Consider the following 21,439-nt stretch of genomic DNA (forward strand, 5'->3'; position numbering starts at 1 on the left):
ACTTTTATACTTATTCATTAATAAAAATTACTTTTATCTAATAAATAGAGTATATCATGTTTTTTTACTTTCTTATCTATTTTAAATAATTCTAATATTCTCATAGTAGTTTTAGATTATCTTTTATCAAAAAGTAATAGAATAAATTTATTAATTTAAAAAGAAATATAATAATAAGAATTTAATAACATGGTGGAATTATGTCTAAAAAATTAATTATTAAGATTCGTAAAGATGGCGTAGTTGAAGCTGAAACAAAAGGAATTAAAGGTCAAAAATGTGAGGATTATTTAAAAATTATAGAGGAATTAACTGATTCTAAAGTAGTTAAAAAAGAGTACACTCCAGAATACTATGAAAAAGAAATGAATACTCAGAATAAAGAATTCTTAAATAAAAATTATTAAATTCAGGTGATTTTATGAGTTTACATCTACAATCAGTTCCACGTTCATTGGGAAGTAGTGATCTTGATAAAATTGATGCGGCTGTTGATATAACAGAATTAGGCGATAAGGTAAATGGTGTTAGTTTCAAAGTTAAAACAAATGTTGATAACTTAGCAGGAATGGATGTAGTGTTTGATAACCCCAATAATTTTTTTGGTTTTAAAAATAAACAAAAACTAATGGAATTTAGAAATAAAGGGGAAATGTTATTTTATACACAGGGTGGTCAGAAAGTTGAAATTCTTTTTACAGGAAACTTCCCTAGAGAAGATACAATTAATTTTGTCAATGCAATATGTGCGGAATATACAAAAATTACAGGAGCTCCTATATTAAAAATTGATTCTTCAGAAAAAATAGAAGAAAAGAAAAAAGAACTTCCTAAATTTAAAATTTCTACTATTATGACTAATTCTTATGTAATAGAATCTATAATGAGAAGTAGTTTTTTAGGATTTGCTTCTCAAGAGGATTTAATGAAATTTAAAGGTAATGGTAAAATATTACTTAACAAAACAACTGAAGGAACATATGACATAATGTTTGTAGGAGATTTTAATAGAAAAGAAGCTAAGAGTTATATTCAAAACTTAACTGATGAATATAAGGAAGCTATTCAAGAAATAACATATAATAAAGTTATGGATAAAATCAAAAAAGAAAAATATGTGGTAGAATCAGAAGTAGTTGATAACAACAATTCTATAATATTAACTTTAAACATTGATTAATATTATTACTTCTCATACTAACTAAAAAAGGGCAAGAAAATGAATAATTTTGAGAAAGAAACATGTGATTTATTAAGGGCTCGATTTCCATATATTCACATAACAACTTATGAGGAAACTAGATTAATAAAGGAATTAACAAGAATTGTATCTACACCAGATTTAATTAATAGTGTAAGAAAGGTATATGTATGGAAATCCTCTGAGGGATTTAAAGACTCAAATGGGATGATACAGGAGGATACTTATGAGAAAATACAAGCATTGAATTTTGTTAGAAAATGTGAAGAAGATGCTTTATTTATATTCTTGGATTTCCATGTTTTCTGTAAAAATACTTCAGGTAACTTTGATGATACTGTTGTAAGATTTCTTAAAGATCTTATTCCTAACTTAAAACAAGCAAGAAATTTTAGAAATGTTATCTTTGTGTCACCAACATTCACATTACCTGATGATTTAAAAAAGGATATTACAGTTTTAGATTTTGATTTGCCAACATCAGATGAGATAGCATCTGTTCTTGATGGAATAATAAGGGATAATAGTGGTGGAAATTTAAAAGTAAATCTAAATCCAAAAGAAAAAGAAGAATTAGTTAAAGCAGCTGTAGGTTTAACATTACAAGAAGCTGAAAACGCATTTGCAAGAGCTATGGTTAATGACGGATGTTTAAATTCTGAGGATGTGGATATTGTTTTAAAGGAAAAAAGTCAAGTTATTAAAAAAAGTGATATTCTAGAATACATAGATTCAAAAGTAAAAATAGAAGATGTTGGTGGACTAGAAAATCTAAAGAAATGGTTATCAAAACGTGATAAATCATGGTTAGATTCAGCAAAAAAATATGGACTTCCTTCACCTAAAGGGGTGTTATTAACAGGTGTTCCTGGTTGTGGAAAGAGTTTAATAGCTAAATCTATAAGTTCAATGTGGCACTTACCTCTACTTAGATTTGATGTTTCAAAAGTATTTAACATGTATGTTGGAAATAGTGAATCAAATATGCGTGAAGCAATAAAAATGGCTGAAGCAATCTCACCATGTGTTCTCTGGATTGATGAAATAGAAAAGGGTTTTAGTGGACTTGGTGGTAGTGGAGATAGTGGTACAACAAGTCGTATATTTGGAACATTTCTTAGTTGGATGCAGGAAAAAACAAAACCAGTTTTTGTTGTAGCAACAGCAAACAATATAGATAGCCTACCTTCAGAAATGATGCGTAAAGGTAGATTTGATGAAATATTTTTTATTGATTTACCAACATTTAATGAAAGAAAACAGATATTTAAAGTACATTTGGAGTCTAGATTAACTTATCCTGAAGTAAGGGGAGATTTTGAAATTAATGATGAAACATTAAAACATCTTTCTAATATTACTGAAGGATTTGGTGGATCTGAATTGGAACAAATTGTTGTCATGGGATTATATGATGCATTTTCTGAAGATCGTAGCATAACATTAAATGACTTTGAAAATGCTGTTAAAAATACAGTACCTTTAAGTGTAACACAAGCAGAACAAATAATAAGTATACGTAATTGGGCTAATGTAAGAGCAGTAGCAGCAACAGCACAAGAAGATAGGATGGAGTATACACAAACATCAACAGATTCTAATAATCCAAAACCAGAAATTCCAACTCCTGATGATGAAATTAGTGATTCTAGAGGTGGAAGAACATTAGATTTCTAGTAATATCTCGGAGGTTATAGTGATTTTATGTTTTTAAGAGTAAATACTATTATTGAAAATACTATGGTGGAAGGACCGGGAAATAGAACTTCTATATTTGTACAAGGATGTTTAAAACATTGTATTGGATGTAATTCTCCCCAAACATGGGATTTAGATGGGGGTATTTTGTATGATGTTAAGAAGTTAGCTAAGAATATACTTAAAAATAAGGATATTGAAGGTGTTACATTTTCTGGTGGAGAACCATTTCTACAATCAAAGGCGTTAGGTGAATTAGCAGTAATATTACATGATAATGGTCTTTCTATTGTTACTTTTACAGGATATACTTATGATATTATTAGAAAAATTAATTGTAGCAATTGGAATAAGTTATTATCACAAACTGATATTTTAATATCTGGTTTTTTTAATCAAGATAAAATCACGTATAAAAAACCTTGGATTGGATCATTAAATCAGAAATATCATTTTTTAACAGATAAATACAGTTATTTAGAGAATAATTTAGATTCTATAGAAAATAAGATTGAAATTAGATTAAATAAAGATGGTTCTTTTGTTGTAAATGGTATGGGTAATAATAAAGAAATTAGAAAATTCTTTGAAAATATGATGTAGGTGTTATTATGAATAATTTTTGTCCAGAATGTGGAAGTGAACGTATTGAAAATTCAAAGTATTGTATAAATTGTGGATATAAATTTCCAGTAGAAAATAATCAATATTCAAATGAAGATAATTTTGAGCCAAATTATGATGTAGATTATAACAACAATTATAATGAAAATAACAACAATTTTAACTATAATGGAGATAATTCCCATGTGGATGATAATAGTATTTGTCCACATTGTAGTAGTCAACTGAATACTTATACAAAAACAGGCTTTATCTGGAGGAACTTATCATAATTGTCCAAATTGTGGTCTTGAATTTCGTGAAGATAATACTAATTTAACCCTTACAAATGCACATGAAGGTACAAGAGCTAGAAACAAGTATTTATATAAGAGTTTTACAATAGGTGAATGGCAAAATATATTCTCTGATAATTTATCAAATAGTGAAATAAATGAGATATATGAATATAAAAACAATGGTTTTTCATCTATAGATTGTCCATTATGTCATAATAGGCTTAATATTTATGAAAAAGATGGATTATTCTCAGATTCTATAATATTGATGTGTAATACTTGTAAAACATCATTTAAACAAGAAAATAATCTATATAAATTTATTAACACAGCTATTACCAATACTCCTTTATGGACTTATTATAATCAACCGTTAACAATGGAAGAGTGGGATAGGATTACAGAAGGTGGACTGTCAAATGGAGAAATAGAACAAGCACAAAAAGAAGAATTAGCAAGAATACGTGATAGTGATATTCAAGTATTTATGGATACTTTAAGTACTGATAATCCCATGTTACCACAAATTAATTCAGTAGACTTATTATTAAAGAAAAATGAACATCCAATACTTGAATTGGAAAATATAACTTTGCAAGAGCCTCGTGCTGTAAGGGTTAGTAGGGGAGGATATGGTGGAACATCAATTAGAATTGCAAAGGGAATTACTCTCCATACTGGTGGTACAAGAGGTAGAAGTGAATCACATGATGAGATAAGAAATATTGATAATGGAAAACTCTTAATTACAAATAAAAGAATCATGTTTTTAGGTTCTAATAGAACAACTAATATAGATATAAATAAGATAGTTTCAATTGAAGATTATCTTGATGGAATTAAAATTCAAAGATCAAATAAACAAAAACCTGAATACTTTATTGGCGTAGATAATAATTCTATTACAATAAATATTGAAGGTAGACAACATAATGTTCTATTTAATGGTGAAATGATACGAGAAATAATTATTGGTAGATTAAATTAGTTACGTGGTGATATTATTGTTTTATAATTGTCCTTTCTGTGGAAATAATCTAAATATGGATGAAGGTGGTATTTGTTCAAACTGTAATAATGAACTTGTTGTTATAAACAACAAGATTTATATAAAAAATCTCTATGAATCACTATATGCTATGAATGATTCAATTAACACAACAATGGAGGATGCTCAAACTACAAAGGAAGAAATAGAATTTTACTTAAATCATCCCTCTAGAATTTTCATGCTATCAAAATCGGAAAAACAAAAGATATTAAATGATATTAGTACTCAAAAAAAAGCTTTAGTTAATTTCACAGATTCATTATACGATATTGTAAATGATCCTATTCAAGTACAAGCTTTAAAATCAATGGATGATATTTTTGGTGATATGGAGACAAAATTAAACGATGCATTACTCATGGCTAGAGAACAGATGGTTATTACAACTCAATATGAATCATTAGTAAAGTCTGATGATTATAAAAATACCAATGCTGAATTTGAAGTAAGGGAATATCATGAAATTATAGATAACTTCTATAATGGTTTACTTGAAGAGGATATTGATGATTTTGAGGAAAGTAAACATGAATTAGATTGTAATCCACAATTACAAGATACATTTTTGAATAATGTTCTTGATACAGAAAAAGAATTAACATCAACTAAGGAAATTTTATTAAATGAGTTTACTACAGAAAAATTATACTATTTAAAACAGTATGATGATGTATGTGGGGATATTGAAGAAAAACTTCAAAGAACATACTCTAAAATGGATGAAATACTTGAAGTAATAGACAGAATTAAAACATATATAAATTCTCTTAAAAATAAAGAAGAAGTGGAAGATTCTAATTTATCACTAAATAATGGTAGAGTTCTTGATTTATAGAATTCTTTTAGCACTGATTAATGTAATATCTTCAAAAAATTGATGATATTTTTCTGTGATTTTAGCATTAAATCCATTGTTATTTAGATAATTTAATGTTTTTTCATTATCACTAAGGGATGATTGTACTAATTGAATTGTTCCATCTTCCTTTAAATATTTTGGTGCTTCTTCTAAAAAAGCATCAATAACTTTTCTTCCATCTACACCACCATCCCATGCTTTACTATAATCATCATCAACATCATGTTCTTCTTCTGTCACTGGAAGATATGGTGTGTTAAATAGTATTAAATCGTATTTATCATCTATTTTTTCAAATAAATTGCTTTCTATTACTTCAATGTTCTTTCTATTGTTTAATTTAATATTTTCTTTTGTACATTTAATAGCATGTGGATTAATATCAATAGATGTTACTTTTTCTGCATTTAATGATGCAGCAATACTAACAATTCCACATCCACAACCTACTTCTAGAACAGAATCGTTATTTTTAACAATAAGATTATCAATTAATAAAAAAGTGTCCTCTGCTGGAGGATATACTTCATCACATTCATTATACTTAATATTTTCATATTTCATAGATTTCCCTCTAATATTAATGATATTTCTTTTATTTGAGTTGGAGTTAGTTTAAATACTTTTTCTTCAAATAAGTCATTAGTAACATTACTTAATTTTTGTTTTAATACCTTTTTATCAACACCTAATTCATGTGCTGATTGAATTAATGCTTTTTTTGCTTTTTTATTTCTATGTTGGAATAAGGCTCGTATTGTATTATCTAATAGTTTATCAATTGGTTTGTTATTTTTAGGTATTAATTCTATTACTGCACTTTTAATTTTAGGTTTTGGTATGAATGCTTCAGGAGGTAAAGTATCTATAATTTTTGTATCTGCTCTATAGGATAGGGCAACTGATAATCTAGAATATTCATGCGTATCTGGTTTTGCCTGCATTCTTTTTGCAAATTCTAGTTGATACATTAAAATAGCTTTTTTAAAGGGATATTCTAGTAATTTGAATGTCACTGGTGAAGATATCTGGTATGGTAGATTTGAAACTACTTTGTCAAACTTTGGAAAGTCTACTTTTAGAGCATCATCTTTGATTATTTCTATGTTTGTTAGTTTTTCTTTTATGATTTGTTGTTTTAGTATGTCAACTATAATAGGATCCTTTTCTATGGCTATTACTTTTTTAGCTTTTTTAGCCATAGGAAGTGTTAGTGTTCCAATTCCAGCACCAATTTCAAGAATTGTTTCATTATCTTGAATATCTGCATTTTCTAGAATTATGTTAAGTTTATTATCATCAATTAGATAGTTTTGACTCTTATTTGTATCTAGTTTAATATTATATTTTTCTAGTATCTCTTTTGTATTTGACATAGTTTTATTGTCCTATTAATGGTTTTTAGATTAACTAGTAATTAATTAAAATAAGTTTATTTGTTTGGTGGTTATTGAAAGAATAAAGTAGGGGAAGGTTTATCGATATTGATCCAATAAATCTAAAATGTTTTTTAATGCATCTGTTTCGAAAGTTCCTCTTTCTTTTGCAAAGATTAATCTAAGATCATCAAGATCTTCAGGCATTAAGTCCACTACTTTTACAGCTTGCACAGGTGTAAGATACTCTTCTAATTTAGTTCTTAATTCTTTAGCATCATCAGCATCTAATAGTGCAAATTTATTGACATAGTCAATAGTGAGATTCTGTTCATATGTAAATTGGTGGCCATCGATTTCGTTATTTTCATCCACTTTTTCTTCTACTTTTTTCATTAGAATTTCTTTTGCTTCAGATATTGTAATAGGTTTTGTATCAATGACTTTTTTTCCAATCATCATAATCACTCTTGTAATTTAAGATGTTCTGGTCTTATAATTAATTCTTTTGCTTTGTTTCCATCTTTAATAGCAACAAGATAAGCTTTTCCTTTTTGTCCAACTACTTCTCCAGTTTTTCCATGGAATCTTGGATGTGGTTGTCCTCTGTGGATACTTGAATCTACTATTATATGTACTTTGTTTCCTACTTCAAATACTTGTATTTTTCTGGATATTGGATTAGCTCGTTTAGGTCTGATGCTTCTTTTAAGTTTATATCTTGATCGACTTTTAAATCCTTTTGATTTTCTCATCTATATCATCTCAATTATGTTTAGAATTTAATTTATTTTTTGTGATTTAAATTTAATCACTTTTATAGGTTTAATTATAAGTCTTAGGTTTGACTTTAGCTATATTAGTATAACTAATTATGTTAAGTAAATACTTAAATTCTAATTATCCGTTAATGAGTTATTATCTATGATTTCTTCAGAGCTAGAAAGAAATTATTTTTTACATTATAAACATAGTTCTTTTATATAATTCTTAAAATATTTTTTCTTAGCAATGATTCTATAAGATTATAGGTTTTTTTATAGAATTTCATTAATATAAATTAGAATAATATTCTATGTTTTAATATTGTGTAATATTTATTTATTTTATAGTTTATAAGTATAACTATTGTTTATATAGAAATTGAATTATATCTTTATTATTCTGGGATGTGTACTTTTAAAACATCTAATTGTGTACATTCTGCTTGATTATTGGTTATACTTGATACACTTGGTTTTGTACGATTATTATCTCCAGATATAAGTTCTTTGATATATAATCCACCTTGACATTTAATTATAAGATGTAATTTTTTACTATTTATCCGTTCAACTTCAATATTTTTAATTTCTCTTGTTCTTATTAAATCAGCACGTCTATGTTCTACGCGTATTGGAGTTCTTTGATCTATGGTTTTTAATTTTTCAATGTTATAGATATCCTTACTTGTAACTCCATTTTCAAATTCAGCTATTGCAGAGTATATTTTGTAACTTTCAACAGAACTATTTTTTATACTTGCTTTTCTTTCTTTAGTAACGTATTTTAAGTCATTTATTTCTATTTTTCCATCACTATGACTATTTACAAGAACTCTAAGAAATTTTAAATCGATTTTTCTTTTAAAGGGATGTTTTACTTCAATTACAAAAGGTCTACCTTCACCTAACATTCTAACATCAATATCTTCTCTTCCAGATCCATGGAATTTTGTCGTGTTTCCATTTGTCATTGGAAGTATCTCTCTTGATATTAGGTCTTCAACAGTATCTTTATATTGTTGTCCTGTATAATCACAAGCTTCACATCCTTTTCCTTTACAATGTGTACATGGCCATTTTGTTTGTGGAATTCCACGTACTAACTTACGATATTTACCTTCAATAAATATTGGGTTAGAATCAATAAAAATATTAACATTACTTATTTCTGGGTATGGATTGTGTTTATATGGTTTTTTTCTTATTTTTACCATTATCACAACTTCAGGATTTTTATAATCATAGGTTTTACCTAATTTTTCTTCAATTAAACGACTTATATCCCGTCTTATTTGGTGCTTTATGTCATTATTTCCATGATAATTTGTTATTTTGTAAATTTCTTTTTGATTTTTAGTAATTGTCTGATTATTTATTTGTGTTGCTATTAAAAAAGTGTCAAATTCAATTTTTAACATCTTTATTTTTTTTAGAATAAGTTTAAATATTTTATCTTCATTTAAAAGTAGATTGTTACAAATACTACATTTTTGAGTATTATTAATCAATGGTATTATTGAATTGTCTCTATCTTTTGGATTTCTATATATTCTAGATAGACATTTAGGACATAAAGCATAGTTTTGTGTTTGTCTTGTATTATATTCTTTTTCTGTCATTTAATACTCCTATAATTCTATGTTATATTATACTATATTATTATTAAATTCTTATATATCTAATTAAATAAATTATTATTAAAAAGTTAATGGTTATGCAGATGTTATTTAAAGAGAATAAAATCAGTGATTTAACAGGGAATATTAAGGAACTTCTACATGAGAGTAGATTCTTTAGCAAATGCTATCTATATAAAAATTCCTTATCAAATCAGCATACACAGAATAAAAATCAGGTAATAAATGCTCAAAAAATAACTCATATTAAATCATTAGATAAATTATTTAAGAAAATTAGGGAATTTACTCATATTCATGAACCTAATAAAGTAATAAAGGATATAGAAGTAAAATCATACAAAAAATATGATGATAATGCTCCAAAAATATCTATTTTTATTTTCAATAATAATACTTCCCATTTAAAACAATTATTTAACTCAATTATAAAACATACAGACTATCCCAATTATGAATTGATTCTCATTAATAATGGAATAGAAAGCACTTTAATGGAATCTTTAAAGTCAATATCTAGAAATATACCATTAAAAATATATAATCAAAAAAATCAGAACTTTTCAAACATTTATTCACAAATTATGAAATATGTATTTGGAGATTATGTTCTATTTTTAAATAGTTCAGTAAATGTGGTGGATGGATGGCTTAATCATCTATTAGATACAGCAACCTCTCATGATGATGTAGGGGCTGTAGGTTCAAGAATAGTATATTCTAAGGAAGTATCAAACAATCAACTATATATTAAAAACGATGGTACGAGTTTTAAGGAAATTAATACTCAAATAGTGCCTTATGATATTAATGATAAAAAACCATATGTTCCTAGTAAAACAAGTACTAAACCAGTACCGGCATTATCACATATGTTACTTGTTGAGAAATCTAAATTTAATGAAGTAGGTGGTTTTAGTTTAGAATATGATAATGGTTTTGAAATAGAGGATTTATGTCTAAAATTATATGAGAAGGGCTATGTAAATTACTGTAATACAGATTCAATACTGTTCTATTCTGTGGATGAATCTGAAAAATCACCTATACAGGATTTATTAGATAAAAGAGAGGAAAAAAATAGAACATTTTTCGTAAAAAAATGGAATACCTTTCTAAAAAAAGAATTATTCATAGATAAAATCAATAAAAATAATATATTCACGGATAAACCATTAAAAATTGCATTTGTAGTATCAGAAAAGGGTAAACATGCAAATATAGCTGATTATTTTATTGGTATGGGTTTGGCTAGAAGTCTTAATAATATGGGATATGAAACTGAATTTCTATCTGAAAAAATTGATGATATTTATAATATAAATGAAGATATTGATGTTTTAATATCATTCTTAAATAGGTATGATATTGATAAAATTAAGACAAAAAATTCTCTTCTAATAAAAATTGCATGGGTAATTAATTGGTTTGAATGGTGGGTTAATAAATCCTATTTTGAATCATATGATATTGTTCTTGTCTCAAATACTGAAGGAATTAAATATATTGAAAAAAATACTGGATATAAACCAATACTATTTCCAAAGGCAACAGACACATCTATGTATAATTCAAAAGTGGAAAGTGTAAAAAAATATGAATGTGATTATTGTTTTGCTGGTAATTATTGGGATGATAGAGAAAGAGATCTAGTAAATTCTCTTGTTCCAGAGGATATTCCATATGACTTTAATTTATATGGTAACTGGTGGGATAAAACCAAACTTAAATCATTCTATAAGAAGAGAATATCCTATATGAACATGCCAAAGGTATATGCATCTACAAAAATAGTACTTGATGATGCAACAGACTTTACAGACACATCATCATCTATTAATACAAGAGTATTTGATGCTTTAGCTGTAGGTGTACTTGTAATAAGTAATGGAAAAGAGGGTATACGGGAATTTTTTGGAGATAAATTGCCAATATATGATTCAAAGGAATCACTTGAGGAATTATTGGACTTTTATATATCAAATCCAGATAGAAGAAAAGCAAAAGTAGAACAACTTCAATCAATGGTATTAAAACATTATACATATGATATACGTGCTAATAAACTTGTTGAAATTCTTTTAGATTATGTTAAATCCACAAAGATTCTAATAAAAATACCAGTAACTGAGGAATATGATAAAAGAATATGGGGTGATTACCATTTTGCCATCCACTTACAACATGAATTTAATAAAAAAGGATATTATTGTAAATTACAGAAAAAAATTAACTGGGATTCAGTTAGTGATGGATTGTATGATGTTGTAATTCTACTTAGGGGATTATATGAATATGTTCCTAAAATAATACATTATAATATCATGTGGAACATATCTCATCCTGATTTGGTAAGTGTTGGTGAGTATGATTCATATAATCAGGTTTATGTTGCATCAAAATACTGGACAAATGCACTTAAGAATGTTCTTAAAACAGATGTTGAAGAATTATTACAATGTACTGACACAACACTATTTCATAGACAATATACACCAGAATATGATACTCAATTATTGTTTGTAGGTAATTCAAGAAATGTATATAGAAAAGTACTTCATGATTTATTACCAACAGAATATGACCTGAATGTGTATGGTGATGGTTGGAATGGAATTGTTGATGATAAATACATTATAGCGGAACATATTCCAAATAAACAGTTATATAAAGCATATTCATCTACAAAAGTTGTATTAAATGATCATTGGAAGGATATGCGTGAAAAGGGATTTATATCCAACAGAATATTTGATGCTGTAGCTTGTGGAACTGTTGTTTTGTCAGATAATATATATGGTATTAGGGATATTTTCCCAGAAAATGCTGTTGTATTGTATGATGGTGAAAAAGACATTAATAATAAGATAGAAGAAGCTTTAAAGATAGGTCCTATTAATCCAAGTCTTGTAAAAGAGCATACATTTAAGAAACGTGTTGATAAAATTATTGATGATTATGAAAAAAAGTGTGGTAAATAAAAGGTGAATGGGGGTTATCTTTGCATATGTCGCATAAGTTTACCCATAGGTCCACTCATGTTACGTTTACCCATACCTTTTAAGGCTTTCTTAGTTACATTATAGTATTTAAGTAGGTCTTTAACATCATCATTTGTAAGTCCTGCTCCTCTACTTATACGATTTATTCTTGATTTTTTAATTACTTCAGGATTTTCCAATTCATATGTTGTCATTGAATTCATTAGTATTTTATACATTCCTAGTTTCTCTTCTGTTACTTTTGATGCATTGGCTGGTAGTTGATTACCAAGACCTGGTATTAATTTCATTATTTGTTGGATAGGTCCCATTTTATTCATCATTTCTAACTGATTTTCCATATCTTTTAATGTAAATTTACCACTTATGATGGAATCTATCATTTCTTTATCAGATTTCTCTGAAGTTACTTCTGCAGCTTTTTCTATTAATGTGTCAAGGTCGCCCATTCCAAGTAATCGTGAAATAAATCTTTCAGGATCAAATGCTTCAAAGTCATCCACACGTTCTCCTGTACCTATAAATTTTATTGGTGCTCTTATTTCAGCTACAGCAGATAATGCACCTCCACCTTTTGCAGATCCATCAAGTTTACTTACTATAATTGAACCAATATCTGTTGTTTTCTTGAATGTTTCTGCTTGGCTACGTGCTTGTTGTCCTATTGTTCCATCTATAACAAGTATTACTTCATCAGGTTGAACTATTTGGCTTAATTCAGCCATTTCGTCAAGTAGGTCTTTTTCTTCTTTATGTCTTCCTGCTGTATCAACTAATATTACATCGTATTTAGAACCACATTTTTCAAGTCCTTTCTTGGCAAGATCAATTGCATCCTTATTTTCAGGATCTCCAAATACTGGTACATCTAATGGTTCTGTTAGTTGTCTTAACTGTTCATATGCTGCAGGTCTCCAAGTATCTGTACATACTATTGCTGATGTATGTCCTTTTTTCTTCAGATGTTTCACTAATTTTGCTGTTGTAGTTGTTTTACCACTACCTTGTAGACCTAACATCATTATTTTGTATGGTTTCCTGTTAATTTTTAGTTCTTCAGGTTTTTCACCAATTAAATTTACTAGCTCTTGGTATACAATACGCATTACATGTTCTTTAGGACTTAGTCCTTTTGGTAATTCTTCTTCAAGTGCTCGTTTTTCTATTTTTTTTGTAAGACCAAATACTACTTTAACATTTACATCTGATTGTATGAGTGCTCTTTGTATATCCTTTGTAACATCTTTCAATGTTTTTTTATCGATTATAGACATTCCCGCTAATTTTTTCATTGTTTGTGTTAGACTCTCACTTAATCCTTCTAGCATTTTTGACCTCCTTGGTAATAGATTATAATTAAATACTATTTTTATCTACTTTTATATTGATATTATGAATTTAATAAAATTATCTAAATATTTTCCTATTTTTCTAATATGGAATATCTTCCTTAAAAAATAATAATTTAGAACAACTTATATATATTTAATAGAAAAGTTATCTTAATTGGATTCATTATAAACATTGAATACTTAATGGGAATTATACTTTTTATTAATTGATATGGGGTTTTTGCATGTTAGATGAGTTAAAAAAATCGTTATTAGAATGTCCTGTTGTTAAAAAAGGTGATTATTACTACTTTGTACATCCTATAAGTGATGGTGTACCTCTTGTAGAACCAGATTTATTAAATGATATTATTGACTATATTATTGATAATTATAATCTTGAATTAATTGATAAAATTGTAGGTATAGAATCAATGGGAATTCCATTGGCTACAGCTTTATCTATTAAAACAGGTATACCTTTTGTTGTTGTACGTAAAAGATCATATGGTCTTGAAGGTGAATGTCAAGTACATCAACAAACAGGTTACAGTGAAAATGAATTATATATCAATGGAATTTATGAAAATGATAATATATTACTTATAGATGATGTTGTAAGTACTGGTGGAACTCTTCTTAGTGTAATAAAAGCATTTGATAGAATTGGAGCAAATCTGGTTAATATTATTTTACCAATAGAAAAAGATCAAGGTAGGGAAATTGTAGAAAAAGAAACAGGATATACTATAGATACACTAGTTAGAATTAAAATGGTTGATGGAAAAGTTACAATTGTTGAAGATTAATTTGGTGTATGATAATGGCAACAATAGATTATGACTATAAAATAGATGTTATTCGAGATAAAATCGAAGAAATAGGTGCTTCTAATGTTATTTTACAATTTCCAGAAGGACTTAAAGTTGATGCAATGGATGTTGCAGATAGAATTAGTGAAGTTGTAGATGATGTTAACATTATAATAGATGCAGATCCATGTTTTGGGGCATGTGATTTAGCAGATAATAAAGTAAATCATCATATTGATTTAGTTGTGCATTTTGCACATACTCCATTGCCTATTAAAACAGAATGTCCTACTTTGTTTATAGAAGCATATTCTAGTGCTGATGTTGAAGTTCCAATTAAAGATGCATTATCTAGTTTAGATGATAATGTTAAAACAATTGGTCTTGTAACAACAACACAACATATTCATAAATTAGATGAAATGATTTCATTGATAGAAGATGAAGGTTATATTGTAAAACTTGATAATGGTATGGGAACCTCTCAAGCACAGGTGTTAGGTTGTAATTTTACGTCTATAAAGAATTTAGATGTTGATGTTATAATCTATGTGGGAAGTGGAGATTTTCATGCTCTTGGAGTTAAATTATTTACAAAAAAACCTGTTCTATTGGCTGATCCATTTACTGGTAAGTCAAGGGATATTGAAGCATTTTATGATAAGATTCTTCGTGTAAGATTTGCAAGAATAACTAAAGCTAAAGAGGCAAAATCATATGGAATTATAATTTCTTCAAAAAAAGGTCAATTACGTTTTGATTTAGCCATATCATTACAAAATTTAATTAAAAAGCATGGATTCAAGGCTAAATTACTAAATATGGATTATATTTCTCCAGATAGGTTATTACCATTTGATTTGGATGCATTTGTAATGACTGCATGTCCAAGAATTGCTATTGATGATAGTGCAATGTATAAGAAGCCTGTTTTAACACCAGGTGAATTGGAAATTGTGTTAGGTATTAGGGATTGGGATGATTATCAAATGGATGAGATTATAATCCATGATGAACAAACATGAGTTATGGATAATTTTATTATTAATTAAAAAAAGATATTAATATAATATAAATTTATTGAATTCTATTGATAAAACATTAGTTCATGTTATTATAGGTAGTAATTTAAATGAATCATGAAGAAAATGAAATAGTATTACCTGGAGAAATTCTATGTACTTATGAGGAATATACTCCCTTTGATTGGACATATGTTGATGAGGGATATGTTAAATCAAGTATTTATGGTAGAGTATCTGTTGATGATGTTGAAAAAACAATATCTGTAATTTCTAGAAATGCTCCAAAGCAGATAAAAGTAGGAGATACTGTTATTGGGTATGTGACTGATGTTAAAGCACATAAAGTACTAATTACAATTAAGAAGATTGTGGGTTCTAATCGTGAATTGGTTGCAGCTTATAAGGGTTATATTCATATATCAAAGGTATCTGATGAGTATAATTCAACAGTATATGATTTATTTAAGATAGGGGATATTGTTGAAGCAGAGGTAAACTCTATTTTAGGTCCAGAGTATATTGAATTATCAACTTTACAGGATAATCTAGGTGTTATAAAGGCAATGTGTGTTAATTGCCGTAAATACATGAAGTTAAATAAAAAACATGTGTTAGAATGTGAATGTGGAACTATTGATTCACGTAAATTATCAAGTAAATATGGAGAATATATAGATGAAAGTTATTGAAGAACAACCTGAAAAATTAGTATTGGAAATTACTGGAGAAAGTCATACAATATGTAATATTTTAAGAAAAAGACTCATGGATTATGATGAGGTTGATGCTGCTGCATATGATATTACACATCCTCTTATTGGACAACCAGAATTTGAAATTCGTAGTTCAAATCCAAGAAAATCAATGACTAACGCTGCAAAAGAAGTTAAAGAAGAAGCTTTATCATTTAAAGATGCATTAATTAAGGGATTTGAAGAATAATTAATTCTTTTTTATTTTTTTTATTTGGATTTTTGAAATTTTTAACTTATTTTCTATTAAATTTTTAATTATCAAATAATTGATTTTGTGAATATTTTAATTGATGTTATCATCATATCTTTAATATTATTAATGATATTTTATAAATTAATAACGTTCTTCTTTTTTTTATGAAATTTAATATTCGAAATCTACATTAATTATTTTAAATATATATTTTTTCATGTCAAAATATAGAAATCCTGCATTAACAGTAGATACTTTAATTATAGATAATAATAAAATTGTTCTCATAAAAAGATTAAACAATCCATTTAAAAATCACTGGGCTCTACCTGGAGGATTTGTGGAATATGGGGAGAAGGTTGAAGATGCTGCAGTGAGAGAAGCAAAAGAAGAAACTGGATTGGATATAACATTAGATAAACTAGTAGGGGTCTATTCAGATCCAAATCGTGACCCGAGAGGACATACTGTTACAGTAGCATATATTGCACATATAATTGGAGGAAAACTTCATTCTGATTCTGATGCAAAAGATGCAATATTTATTGAAATTGATGATTTAAAAGATGTAGATTTAGCATTTGATCATGAAATTATAATTAATGATGCTAGTTTATAAATAAAAGTAATTATACATAATTTAATATTAATTGTAATAGATAAAATATAACTTAATAAATCATAAAAAAATAAGGAGATTTAGATTACAAATGGAATTTTGTCCTGAATGTGGAAAAGTATTATTTCCAAAAGATGGTAAATTTACATGTGATGCATGTGGATATGAAAAAGGAGTAACTGAAGAATCAAAAAAACAATACGAAGTTGCTGAAAAGGTTGATAAAGAAGATACAGTGATTGTTACAGATGGAAATGTAAAAACATTACCTACAATAAAGGTTATTTGTCCAAAATGTGGTAATAAATTAGCATTTTGGTGGTTACAACAAACAAGAAGTGCTGATGAATCAGAAACAAGATTTTTCAGATGTACTGAATGTGATTATACTTGGAGAGAATATGATTAAGTATAATCTTTAATATTATCTTTTTTTAAAGAAAAATATTACTATATTTTATTTTTGTATTATTTTACGTAATAGTAAGTTATTTATTATATTAAGATTTAAATTAATAATTAAGAATTAAAACATATGTTCATGTTGTTATATTGTTTTTGTTACATGAACTGGGAATTATATTATTAACTTTTAATAAAATAAGGAAATATATCCTAATTATTTAATTTGTGATGACAGTGTCAAATAAAGATAAAAACTCAAATGAGGATAATCATACTGAAATTGATCCCTTGGATGAATTAAATAAAATTGATGAACCTACTATTGAAACAGAAAAAGATCCTTTAGATGTAATAGATCAACAAGGTGCTGAATTTATTCCAGAATATGATAGTAAATCAGGGGCTATTGTTAAAGAAAATTCATCATATAAAGCATCTAAACTAATGGAAGTCATTGATAAAGTTGATATTAATAATGATAATGAAGAAAGTACAGAAATAGTAGAACCTAAAGTTAAAGATAATACTAAATCTGAAGATGTAAAAGAAGTTAAATCTGAAGTTAAAGATAAAAATGAAGATGAAAAATTCGATTCAAATAAATCTTTATCTAAAAATAAATCTACTAAAATAATTGATGATGTTAAAGTTGATGAAAATGGAGTTCCATTATTAAATCAATTTAACACAGATAGAATTAAGAAAAAAGTATCAGTATCTGGTAATTTTAAATTTAACAAAAATTCACTACTTCAAACTGCAATATGTGTATTGGGTGTAATTATATTTTTGATAGGAGTAATACAATCATTTACTGAAGTTATTACAGTATCAGATCATGTAATAAATGGAGAACATGAATCCTTTGCAATGGGACTTATATTACTTGGAATACTTATTATGGTATTAGCATTCTACAATAAAATAATATCATTCCTTGGACTTAATGAAATTGCTAATTTTGATTCAAATGATGAAATGCCTAAACCAAAACATGAAAAAAAGGAAAAATAAGTTAGGTATCGATTCATGAAAAATCTTTTTTTAATTAAAGTAGTTGTTTATATGATTCATTCTATTTTTAAGTATTGCAGTACTATTTTTATAATAATTCATTATTAAATGATAAATTTATTATTATCTAAATTCAAATCTTATATATAATATAAAAAAATTGAATTTATAAAGGAGAGTATTTTATAGTGTTTAAACTAGTATTAAGTGATCCAAGTATTTTTAAAACAAGTTTTGATGCAATTTCATCAATAGTTGATGAAGTACAAATAGAAGTTGATTCTGATGGACTTAGATTAAATGCAATTGACAGAAGCCATATTACATATGTACACCTGGAATTAAAGGAAAGTTTATTTGATATTTATGAATGTGATAAACCAATTAAATTAAATTTAGATACTGAAGAATTAATGAAAGTACTTAAAAGATCAAAAAATGATGATGTAATGGAATTAACAGTAGATGTTGGTAATCTTATTTTAACATTTGAAGGAGCAGTTAAAAAGACATTCAAAGTAAAACTTATAGATTTAGAATATGATACTCCCTCCCAACCAGATATTCCATATGACATAAAAATACCTATTCCAGTTTCAATACTTAAAGAAGCAATACAAGATATTGAAATAGTATCTGATAGAGTATCATTTGAAGTAGATGAAGATAAATTAACTCTAGAGGCTGTTGGAGACTTTGCTGATGCAAAAATAGAATATCTTCATGGTGAAAAAATAAATGAAAAAGCAAGAGCTGTTTATGCTATAAGTAATATTAAGGAAATGTTAAAAGCAGAAAAATTTTCAGACAACACATATCTCTCAATAGGTACAGACATGCCTTTAACATTATATTTAGAACTTCTAAATGAGGAAGGATTACTTTCATTCCTATTAGCACCTAGACTTGAAGAAGAAGATTAATAATAACGTGATGCTCTCTTTATTTTTTTTAATAAAGAATTTAAATTAGGAAAAAATAGTAGTTGAATTATATAAAAAATACTAAAAAAAGGGGATAATATAATTGAATGATTTTTTTCGAAAGTTAAGAGATATACAAAAGAAAGAAAGAACTGATGGACCATTATCTGAAATTGATGATTCTTTTTATGATGATGCATCTAATTATCTTCAAAGTCTATTAAAAGTAGTTGATGATAATCCCCTATCCTTAGAAGCATACCAATTAAGAGATGCTCAAAGAATAACCATTGAAATCTGTGAAAGAAGGGAAGCAAAAATAATTTCATCAGCAATATCTAATGTTCAAAAGGCACATGATATATTTAAAGGACATAATAAAAACTCTGAATTATATGAAGTTATTCCATATAATGTAACACCAGAAGAAGAGAAATTATATAAAGATGTTGTAAATACAATTATATCTCATCGTGAAAACTTAATGGAAGAAATTATTCCACATAGAAATAGTGAAACGAAGATCGGTTTTAAGCCAAATGAAGTTTCTAAAGAGATTAAAGAAGAATTTACAAAGGTAGATAGACCAATACATCATGAACATATCATGGAAGTTGAAAAACAACCACCAGCACCTAAACTTGATGAAAGTCAAATAGCCATGATGTATGGAAAAGCACCAGATGAACTATTGTTTGATGAAAATAACAATCCCATAAAAGAAGTAAAACAAAAGAAAACCGATATAACAACACCATTTACACCACCAAAGCCACCAGTAGAAGATACTGTGGTGTTACAAAATAATCAATCTAAACCTAATATTGATGATAAATCTAATCAAACAGAAGAAGATCTAGTAGTACCTGATGAAATACTAAATGATAAAGTAGATGATGCTGTAATATATAATAGTGAAGAGTTAGTGGAATTTAAAGAAGATATATGTACTGATATACTAGATGAGAATGAGAAAACATATGGTCCTTTTGAAAATAAAGACATGGTATTACTACCTAAATCTATTGTAAAAATATTAAATCATAGAAATGTAATTAACATAATAAAATAAATATTAATTACATGAAACTATTTTTTTTTAAGAGATTATAATAACATTTTTTTAGAATATATACTATACATAATTATAAATATAGATGTTTATCATAATAATATATAGATAAATTATTGATTGTTCTAAGATTTATAAGAACGATTAGGATTTAATTATAAGACATAATATACATGGATTTAAAACTATTATCAATTTTAATAGTTTAAAGGAGTATTATGTATATTTCTAAGAAAAATACAATATTTTTAATTGTATTAAATTGAAATTTTCAATGAATTTTTACTCTGAAGGTAATTAAGAGTTATTTATATATCTAAATTAAGATATCTTGAAGTAAGACTTGTTGTCATTACTTTAACATTTTAAATAAAAATTATTTCAATCAAAGGATAATTTATTTTTTATAAAAGAAAACGAGGCGAAAAGGATGAAAATACCACGAGAAAGAAGGACTTACTGTCCAAAATGTAAAAAACACACAGTACATGAAGTACACACAGCAAAAAAAAGAAAAGCTAGCGAATTAAAATGGGGACAACGTCAATTTAGGCGTGTAACTGCTGGTTACAGAGGATACCCAAGGCCTTTACCATCAGGAAGTAAACCTATTAAAAAATTAGATTTAAGATACAAATGTAAAGAATGTGGAAAAGCTCACATTAAAAGTTCAACAAACATTCGTGTTGGAAAAGTTGAATGGATTTCACAATAGGTTTATTTAGAAGTTATAAAGTAATAGAATTTTATTTTTCTATCTCTTTTTTTAAATTTTTCTATTAAAAAAAAATGATGAATTA

Annotated in this window: 25 protein-coding genes; 18 read left to right on the forward strand and 7 right to left on the reverse strand. The window is 26.8% G+C overall.

What is annotated here, in order from left to right; all coding sequences use genetic code 11:
* Positions 1-200 precede the first annotated feature (200 nt).
* Genes A9758_RS02175 through A9758_RS02195 form a run of 5 tightly spaced genes read left to right on the forward strand, consistent with a single transcriptional unit; the run spans position 201 to position 3,795 of the window.
* Complete coding sequence (locus tag A9758_RS02175; protein ID WP_011407118.1) at positions 201-407, forward strand: DUF2997 domain-containing protein; 207 nt, start codon at positions 201-203, stop codon at positions 405-407.
* 14 nt (positions 408-421) lie between these two features.
* The gene (locus A9758_RS02180) at positions 422-1,180 is read left to right on the forward strand and encodes a hypothetical protein (RefSeq protein WP_011407117.1); all 759 of its coding nucleotides are present in this window, start codon (positions 422-424) and stop codon (positions 1,178-1,180) included.
* 39 nt (positions 1,181-1,219) lie between these two features.
* Complete coding sequence (locus A9758_RS02185; protein ID WP_011407116.1) at positions 1,220-2,878, forward strand: AAA family ATPase; 1,659 nt, start codon at positions 1,220-1,222, stop codon at positions 2,876-2,878.
* 27 nt (positions 2,879-2,905) lie between these two features.
* Positions 2,906-3,502, forward strand: coding sequence for a 4Fe-4S single cluster domain-containing protein (locus A9758_RS02190; RefSeq protein WP_011407115.1), 597 nt, complete (start codon positions 2,906-2,908; stop codon positions 3,500-3,502).
* 8 nt (positions 3,503-3,510) lie between these two features.
* On the forward strand, positions 3,511-3,795 hold the full coding sequence (locus tag A9758_RS02195) for a zinc-ribbon domain-containing protein (RefSeq protein ID WP_011407114.1): 285 nt from the start codon (positions 3,511-3,513) through the stop codon (positions 3,793-3,795).
* Here A9758_RS02195 and A9758_RS07435 read toward each other — a convergent pair.
* On the reverse strand, positions 3,790-3,981 hold the full coding sequence (locus A9758_RS07435) for a hypothetical protein (RefSeq protein ID WP_143740854.1): 192 nt from the start codon (positions 3,979-3,981) through the stop codon (positions 3,790-3,792). The two genes, A9758_RS02195 and A9758_RS07435, sit on opposite strands and share 6 nt — an antisense overlap.
* 85 nt (positions 3,982-4,066) lie before the next feature.
* Between A9758_RS07435 and A9758_RS02200 the strand changes: the two genes are divergently transcribed.
* Together A9758_RS02200 and A9758_RS02205 are read left to right on the forward strand one after the other, a co-directional pair.
* On the forward strand, positions 4,067-4,789 hold the full coding sequence (locus A9758_RS02200) for a hypothetical protein (protein WP_011407113.1): 723 nt from the start codon (positions 4,067-4,069) through the stop codon (positions 4,787-4,789).
* A 16-nt stretch (positions 4,790-4,805) separates the two neighbouring features.
* Positions 4,806-5,687: a hypothetical protein gene (locus A9758_RS02205; RefSeq protein WP_048059781.1), complete on the forward strand. Its 882-nt coding sequence runs from the start codon at positions 4,806-4,808 to the stop codon at positions 5,685-5,687.
* Here A9758_RS02205 and A9758_RS02210 read toward each other — a convergent pair.
* The 5 genes from A9758_RS02210 to A9758_RS02230 form a co-directional block, all read right to left on the reverse strand.
* Positions 5,682-6,275: a HemK2/MTQ2 family protein methyltransferase gene (locus A9758_RS02210; RefSeq protein ID WP_011407111.1), complete on the reverse strand. Its 594-nt coding sequence runs from the start codon at positions 6,273-6,275 to the stop codon at positions 5,682-5,684. The genes A9758_RS02205 and A9758_RS02210 overlap by 6 nt on opposite strands.
* A complete protein-coding gene (gene rsmA, locus A9758_RS02215) occupies positions 6,272-7,087 on the reverse strand; it encodes a 16S rRNA (adenine(1518)-N(6)/adenine(1519)-N(6))-dimethyltransferase RsmA (protein ID WP_011407110.1) in 816 nt (271 codons plus the stop codon). The genes A9758_RS02210 and rsmA overlap by 4 nt, the downstream gene beginning before the upstream one ends.
* A gap of 99 nt (positions 7,088-7,186) precedes the next feature.
* Complete coding sequence (locus tag A9758_RS02220; protein ID WP_232048249.1) at positions 7,187-7,549, reverse strand: RNA polymerase Rpb4 family protein; 363 nt, start codon at positions 7,547-7,549, stop codon at positions 7,187-7,189.
* Between the two features lie 2 nt (positions 7,550-7,551).
* Positions 7,552-7,842: a 50S ribosomal protein L21e gene (locus tag A9758_RS02225; protein WP_011407108.1), complete on the reverse strand. Its 291-nt coding sequence runs from the start codon at positions 7,840-7,842 to the stop codon at positions 7,552-7,554.
* Between the two features lie 404 nt (positions 7,843-8,246).
* Positions 8,247-9,470 carry a tRNA pseudouridine(54/55) synthase Pus10 gene (locus A9758_RS02230; RefSeq protein ID WP_011407107.1) on the reverse strand — a complete coding sequence of 408 codons (1,224 nt, stop codon included), beginning with the start codon at positions 9,468-9,470 and terminating at the stop codon, positions 8,247-8,249.
* Between the two features lie 101 nt (positions 9,471-9,571).
* Between A9758_RS02230 and A9758_RS02235 the strand changes: the two genes are divergently transcribed.
* The gene (locus tag A9758_RS02235) at positions 9,572-12,469 is read left to right on the forward strand and encodes a glycosyltransferase (protein WP_048059780.1); all 2,898 of its coding nucleotides are present in this window, start codon (positions 9,572-9,574) and stop codon (positions 12,467-12,469) included.
* Between the two features lie 14 nt (positions 12,470-12,483).
* On the opposite strand, the gene A9758_RS02240 is transcribed toward A9758_RS02235, so the two are convergent.
* Positions 12,484-13,818 carry a signal recognition particle protein Srp54 gene (locus A9758_RS02240; protein WP_011407105.1) on the reverse strand — a complete coding sequence of 445 codons (1,335 nt, stop codon included), beginning with the start codon at positions 13,816-13,818 and terminating at the stop codon, positions 12,484-12,486.
* A 248-nt stretch (positions 13,819-14,066) separates the two neighbouring features.
* On the opposite strand from A9758_RS02240, the gene hpt reads away from it, so the two are divergent.
* The 10 genes from hpt to A9758_RS02290 all read left to right on the forward strand — a co-directional run bounded on the left by hpt (position 14,067) and on the right by A9758_RS02290 (position 21,354).
* Complete coding sequence (gene hpt / locus A9758_RS02245; RefSeq protein WP_011407104.1) at positions 14,067-14,630, forward strand: hypoxanthine/guanine phosphoribosyltransferase; 564 nt, start codon at positions 14,067-14,069, stop codon at positions 14,628-14,630.
* Positions 14,631-14,644: 14 nt separating this feature from the next.
* Positions 14,645-15,658, forward strand: a complete 1,014-nt coding sequence (dph2, locus tag A9758_RS02250; protein WP_011407103.1) for a diphthamide biosynthesis enzyme Dph2 — start codon at positions 14,645-14,647, stop codon at positions 15,656-15,658.
* 107 nt (positions 15,659-15,765) lie between these two features.
* Positions 15,766-16,347, forward strand: coding sequence for an exosome complex RNA-binding protein Csl4 (locus A9758_RS02255; RefSeq protein WP_011407102.1), 582 nt, complete (start codon positions 15,766-15,768; stop codon positions 16,345-16,347).
* On the forward strand, positions 16,334-16,600 hold the full coding sequence (locus A9758_RS02260) for a DNA-directed RNA polymerase subunit L (protein ID WP_011407101.1): 267 nt from the start codon (positions 16,334-16,336) through the stop codon (positions 16,598-16,600). The genes A9758_RS02255 and A9758_RS02260 overlap by 14 nt, the downstream gene beginning before the upstream one ends.
* 223 nt (positions 16,601-16,823) lie before the next feature.
* On the forward strand, positions 16,824-17,225 hold the full coding sequence (locus A9758_RS02265) for an NUDIX hydrolase (protein ID WP_011407100.1): 402 nt from the start codon (positions 16,824-16,826) through the stop codon (positions 17,223-17,225).
* A 91-nt stretch (positions 17,226-17,316) separates the two neighbouring features.
* Positions 17,317-17,634 (forward strand): transcription factor S, encoded by a 318-nt coding sequence (locus tag A9758_RS02270; protein ID WP_011407099.1) that lies wholly within the window; start codon positions 17,317-17,319, stop codon positions 17,632-17,634.
* Positions 17,635-17,864: 230 nt separating this feature from the next.
* Positions 17,865-18,644, forward strand: coding sequence for a hypothetical protein (locus tag A9758_RS02275; RefSeq protein ID WP_069776323.1), 780 nt, complete (start codon positions 17,865-17,867; stop codon positions 18,642-18,644).
* 188 nt (positions 18,645-18,832) lie between these two features.
* Complete coding sequence (pcn, locus tag A9758_RS02280; protein ID WP_011407097.1) at positions 18,833-19,567, forward strand: proliferating cell nuclear antigen (pcna); 735 nt, start codon at positions 18,833-18,835, stop codon at positions 19,565-19,567.
* Between the two features lie 103 nt (positions 19,568-19,670).
* Complete coding sequence (locus A9758_RS02285; protein WP_011407096.1) at positions 19,671-20,639, forward strand: hypothetical protein; 969 nt, start codon at positions 19,671-19,673, stop codon at positions 20,637-20,639.
* A 430-nt stretch (positions 20,640-21,069) separates the two neighbouring features.
* Positions 21,070-21,354, forward strand: a complete 285-nt coding sequence (locus tag A9758_RS02290; RefSeq protein WP_011407095.1) for a 50S ribosomal protein L44e — start codon at positions 21,070-21,072, stop codon at positions 21,352-21,354.
* Positions 21,355-21,439 lie beyond the last annotated feature (85 nt).

Origin of the sequence: Methanosphaera sp. A6 (genome assembly GCF_001729395.1) — an archaeon.
GTDB lineage: Archaea > Methanobacteriota > Methanobacteria > Methanobacteriales > Methanobacteriaceae > Methanosphaera > Methanosphaera stadtmanae.

Bases quoted from the DNA above. Each gene is read 5' to 3' on its own strand.
- A9758_RS02290 (WP_011407095.1), top strand. From the start codon at position 21,070: ATGAAAATACCACGAGAAAGAAGGACTTACTGTCCAAAATGTAAAAAA.
- hpt (WP_011407104.1), top strand. From the start codon at position 14,067: ATGTTAGATGAGTTAAAAAAATCGTTATTAGAATGTCCTGTTGTTAAA.
- rsmA (WP_011407110.1), bottom strand. From the start codon at position 7,087: ATGTCAAATACAAAAGAGATACTAGAAAAATATAATATTAAACTAGAT.
- A9758_RS02185 (WP_011407116.1), top strand. From the start codon at position 1,220: ATGAATAATTTTGAGAAAGAAACATGTGATTTATTAAGGGCTCGATTT.
- A9758_RS02190 (WP_011407115.1), top strand. From the start codon at position 2,906: ATGTTTTTAAGAGTAAATACTATTATTGAAAATACTATGGTGGAAGGA.
- A9758_RS02265 (WP_011407100.1), top strand. From the start codon at position 16,824: ATGTCAAAATATAGAAATCCTGCATTAACAGTAGATACTTTAATTATA.
- A9758_RS02210 (WP_011407111.1), bottom strand. From the start codon at position 6,275: ATGAAATATGAAAATATTAAGTATAATGAATGTGATGAAGTATATCCT.
- A9758_RS02240 (WP_011407105.1), bottom strand. From the start codon at position 13,818: ATGCTAGAAGGATTAAGTGAGAGTCTAACACAAACAATGAAAAAATTA.
- A9758_RS02270 (WP_011407099.1), top strand. From the start codon at position 17,317: ATGGAATTTTGTCCTGAATGTGGAAAAGTATTATTTCCAAAAGATGGT.
- A9758_RS02220 (WP_232048249.1), bottom strand. From the start codon at position 7,549: ATGATGATTGGAAAAAAAGTCATTGATACAAAACCTATTACAATATCT.
- A9758_RS02180 (WP_011407117.1), top strand. From the start codon at position 422: ATGAGTTTACATCTACAATCAGTTCCACGTTCATTGGGAAGTAGTGAT.
- A9758_RS02175 (WP_011407118.1), top strand. From the start codon at position 201: ATGTCTAAAAAATTAATTATTAAGATTCGTAAAGATGGCGTAGTTGAA.
- A9758_RS02225 (WP_011407108.1), bottom strand. From the start codon at position 7,842: ATGAGAAAATCAAAAGGATTTAAAAGTCGATCAAGATATAAACTTAAA.
- dph2 (WP_011407103.1), top strand. From the start codon at position 14,645: ATGGCAACAATAGATTATGACTATAAAATAGATGTTATTCGAGATAAA.
- A9758_RS02260 (WP_011407101.1), top strand. From the start codon at position 16,334: ATGAAAGTTATTGAAGAACAACCTGAAAAATTAGTATTGGAAATTACT.
- A9758_RS02195 (WP_011407114.1), top strand. From the start codon at position 3,511: ATGAATAATTTTTGTCCAGAATGTGGAAGTGAACGTATTGAAAATTCA.
- A9758_RS02235 (WP_048059780.1), top strand. From the start codon at position 9,572: ATGTTATTTAAAGAGAATAAAATCAGTGATTTAACAGGGAATATTAAG.
- A9758_RS02230 (WP_011407107.1), bottom strand. From the start codon at position 9,470: ATGACAGAAAAAGAATATAATACAAGACAAACACAAAACTATGCTTTA.
- A9758_RS02255 (WP_011407102.1), top strand. From the start codon at position 15,766: ATGAATCATGAAGAAAATGAAATAGTATTACCTGGAGAAATTCTATGT.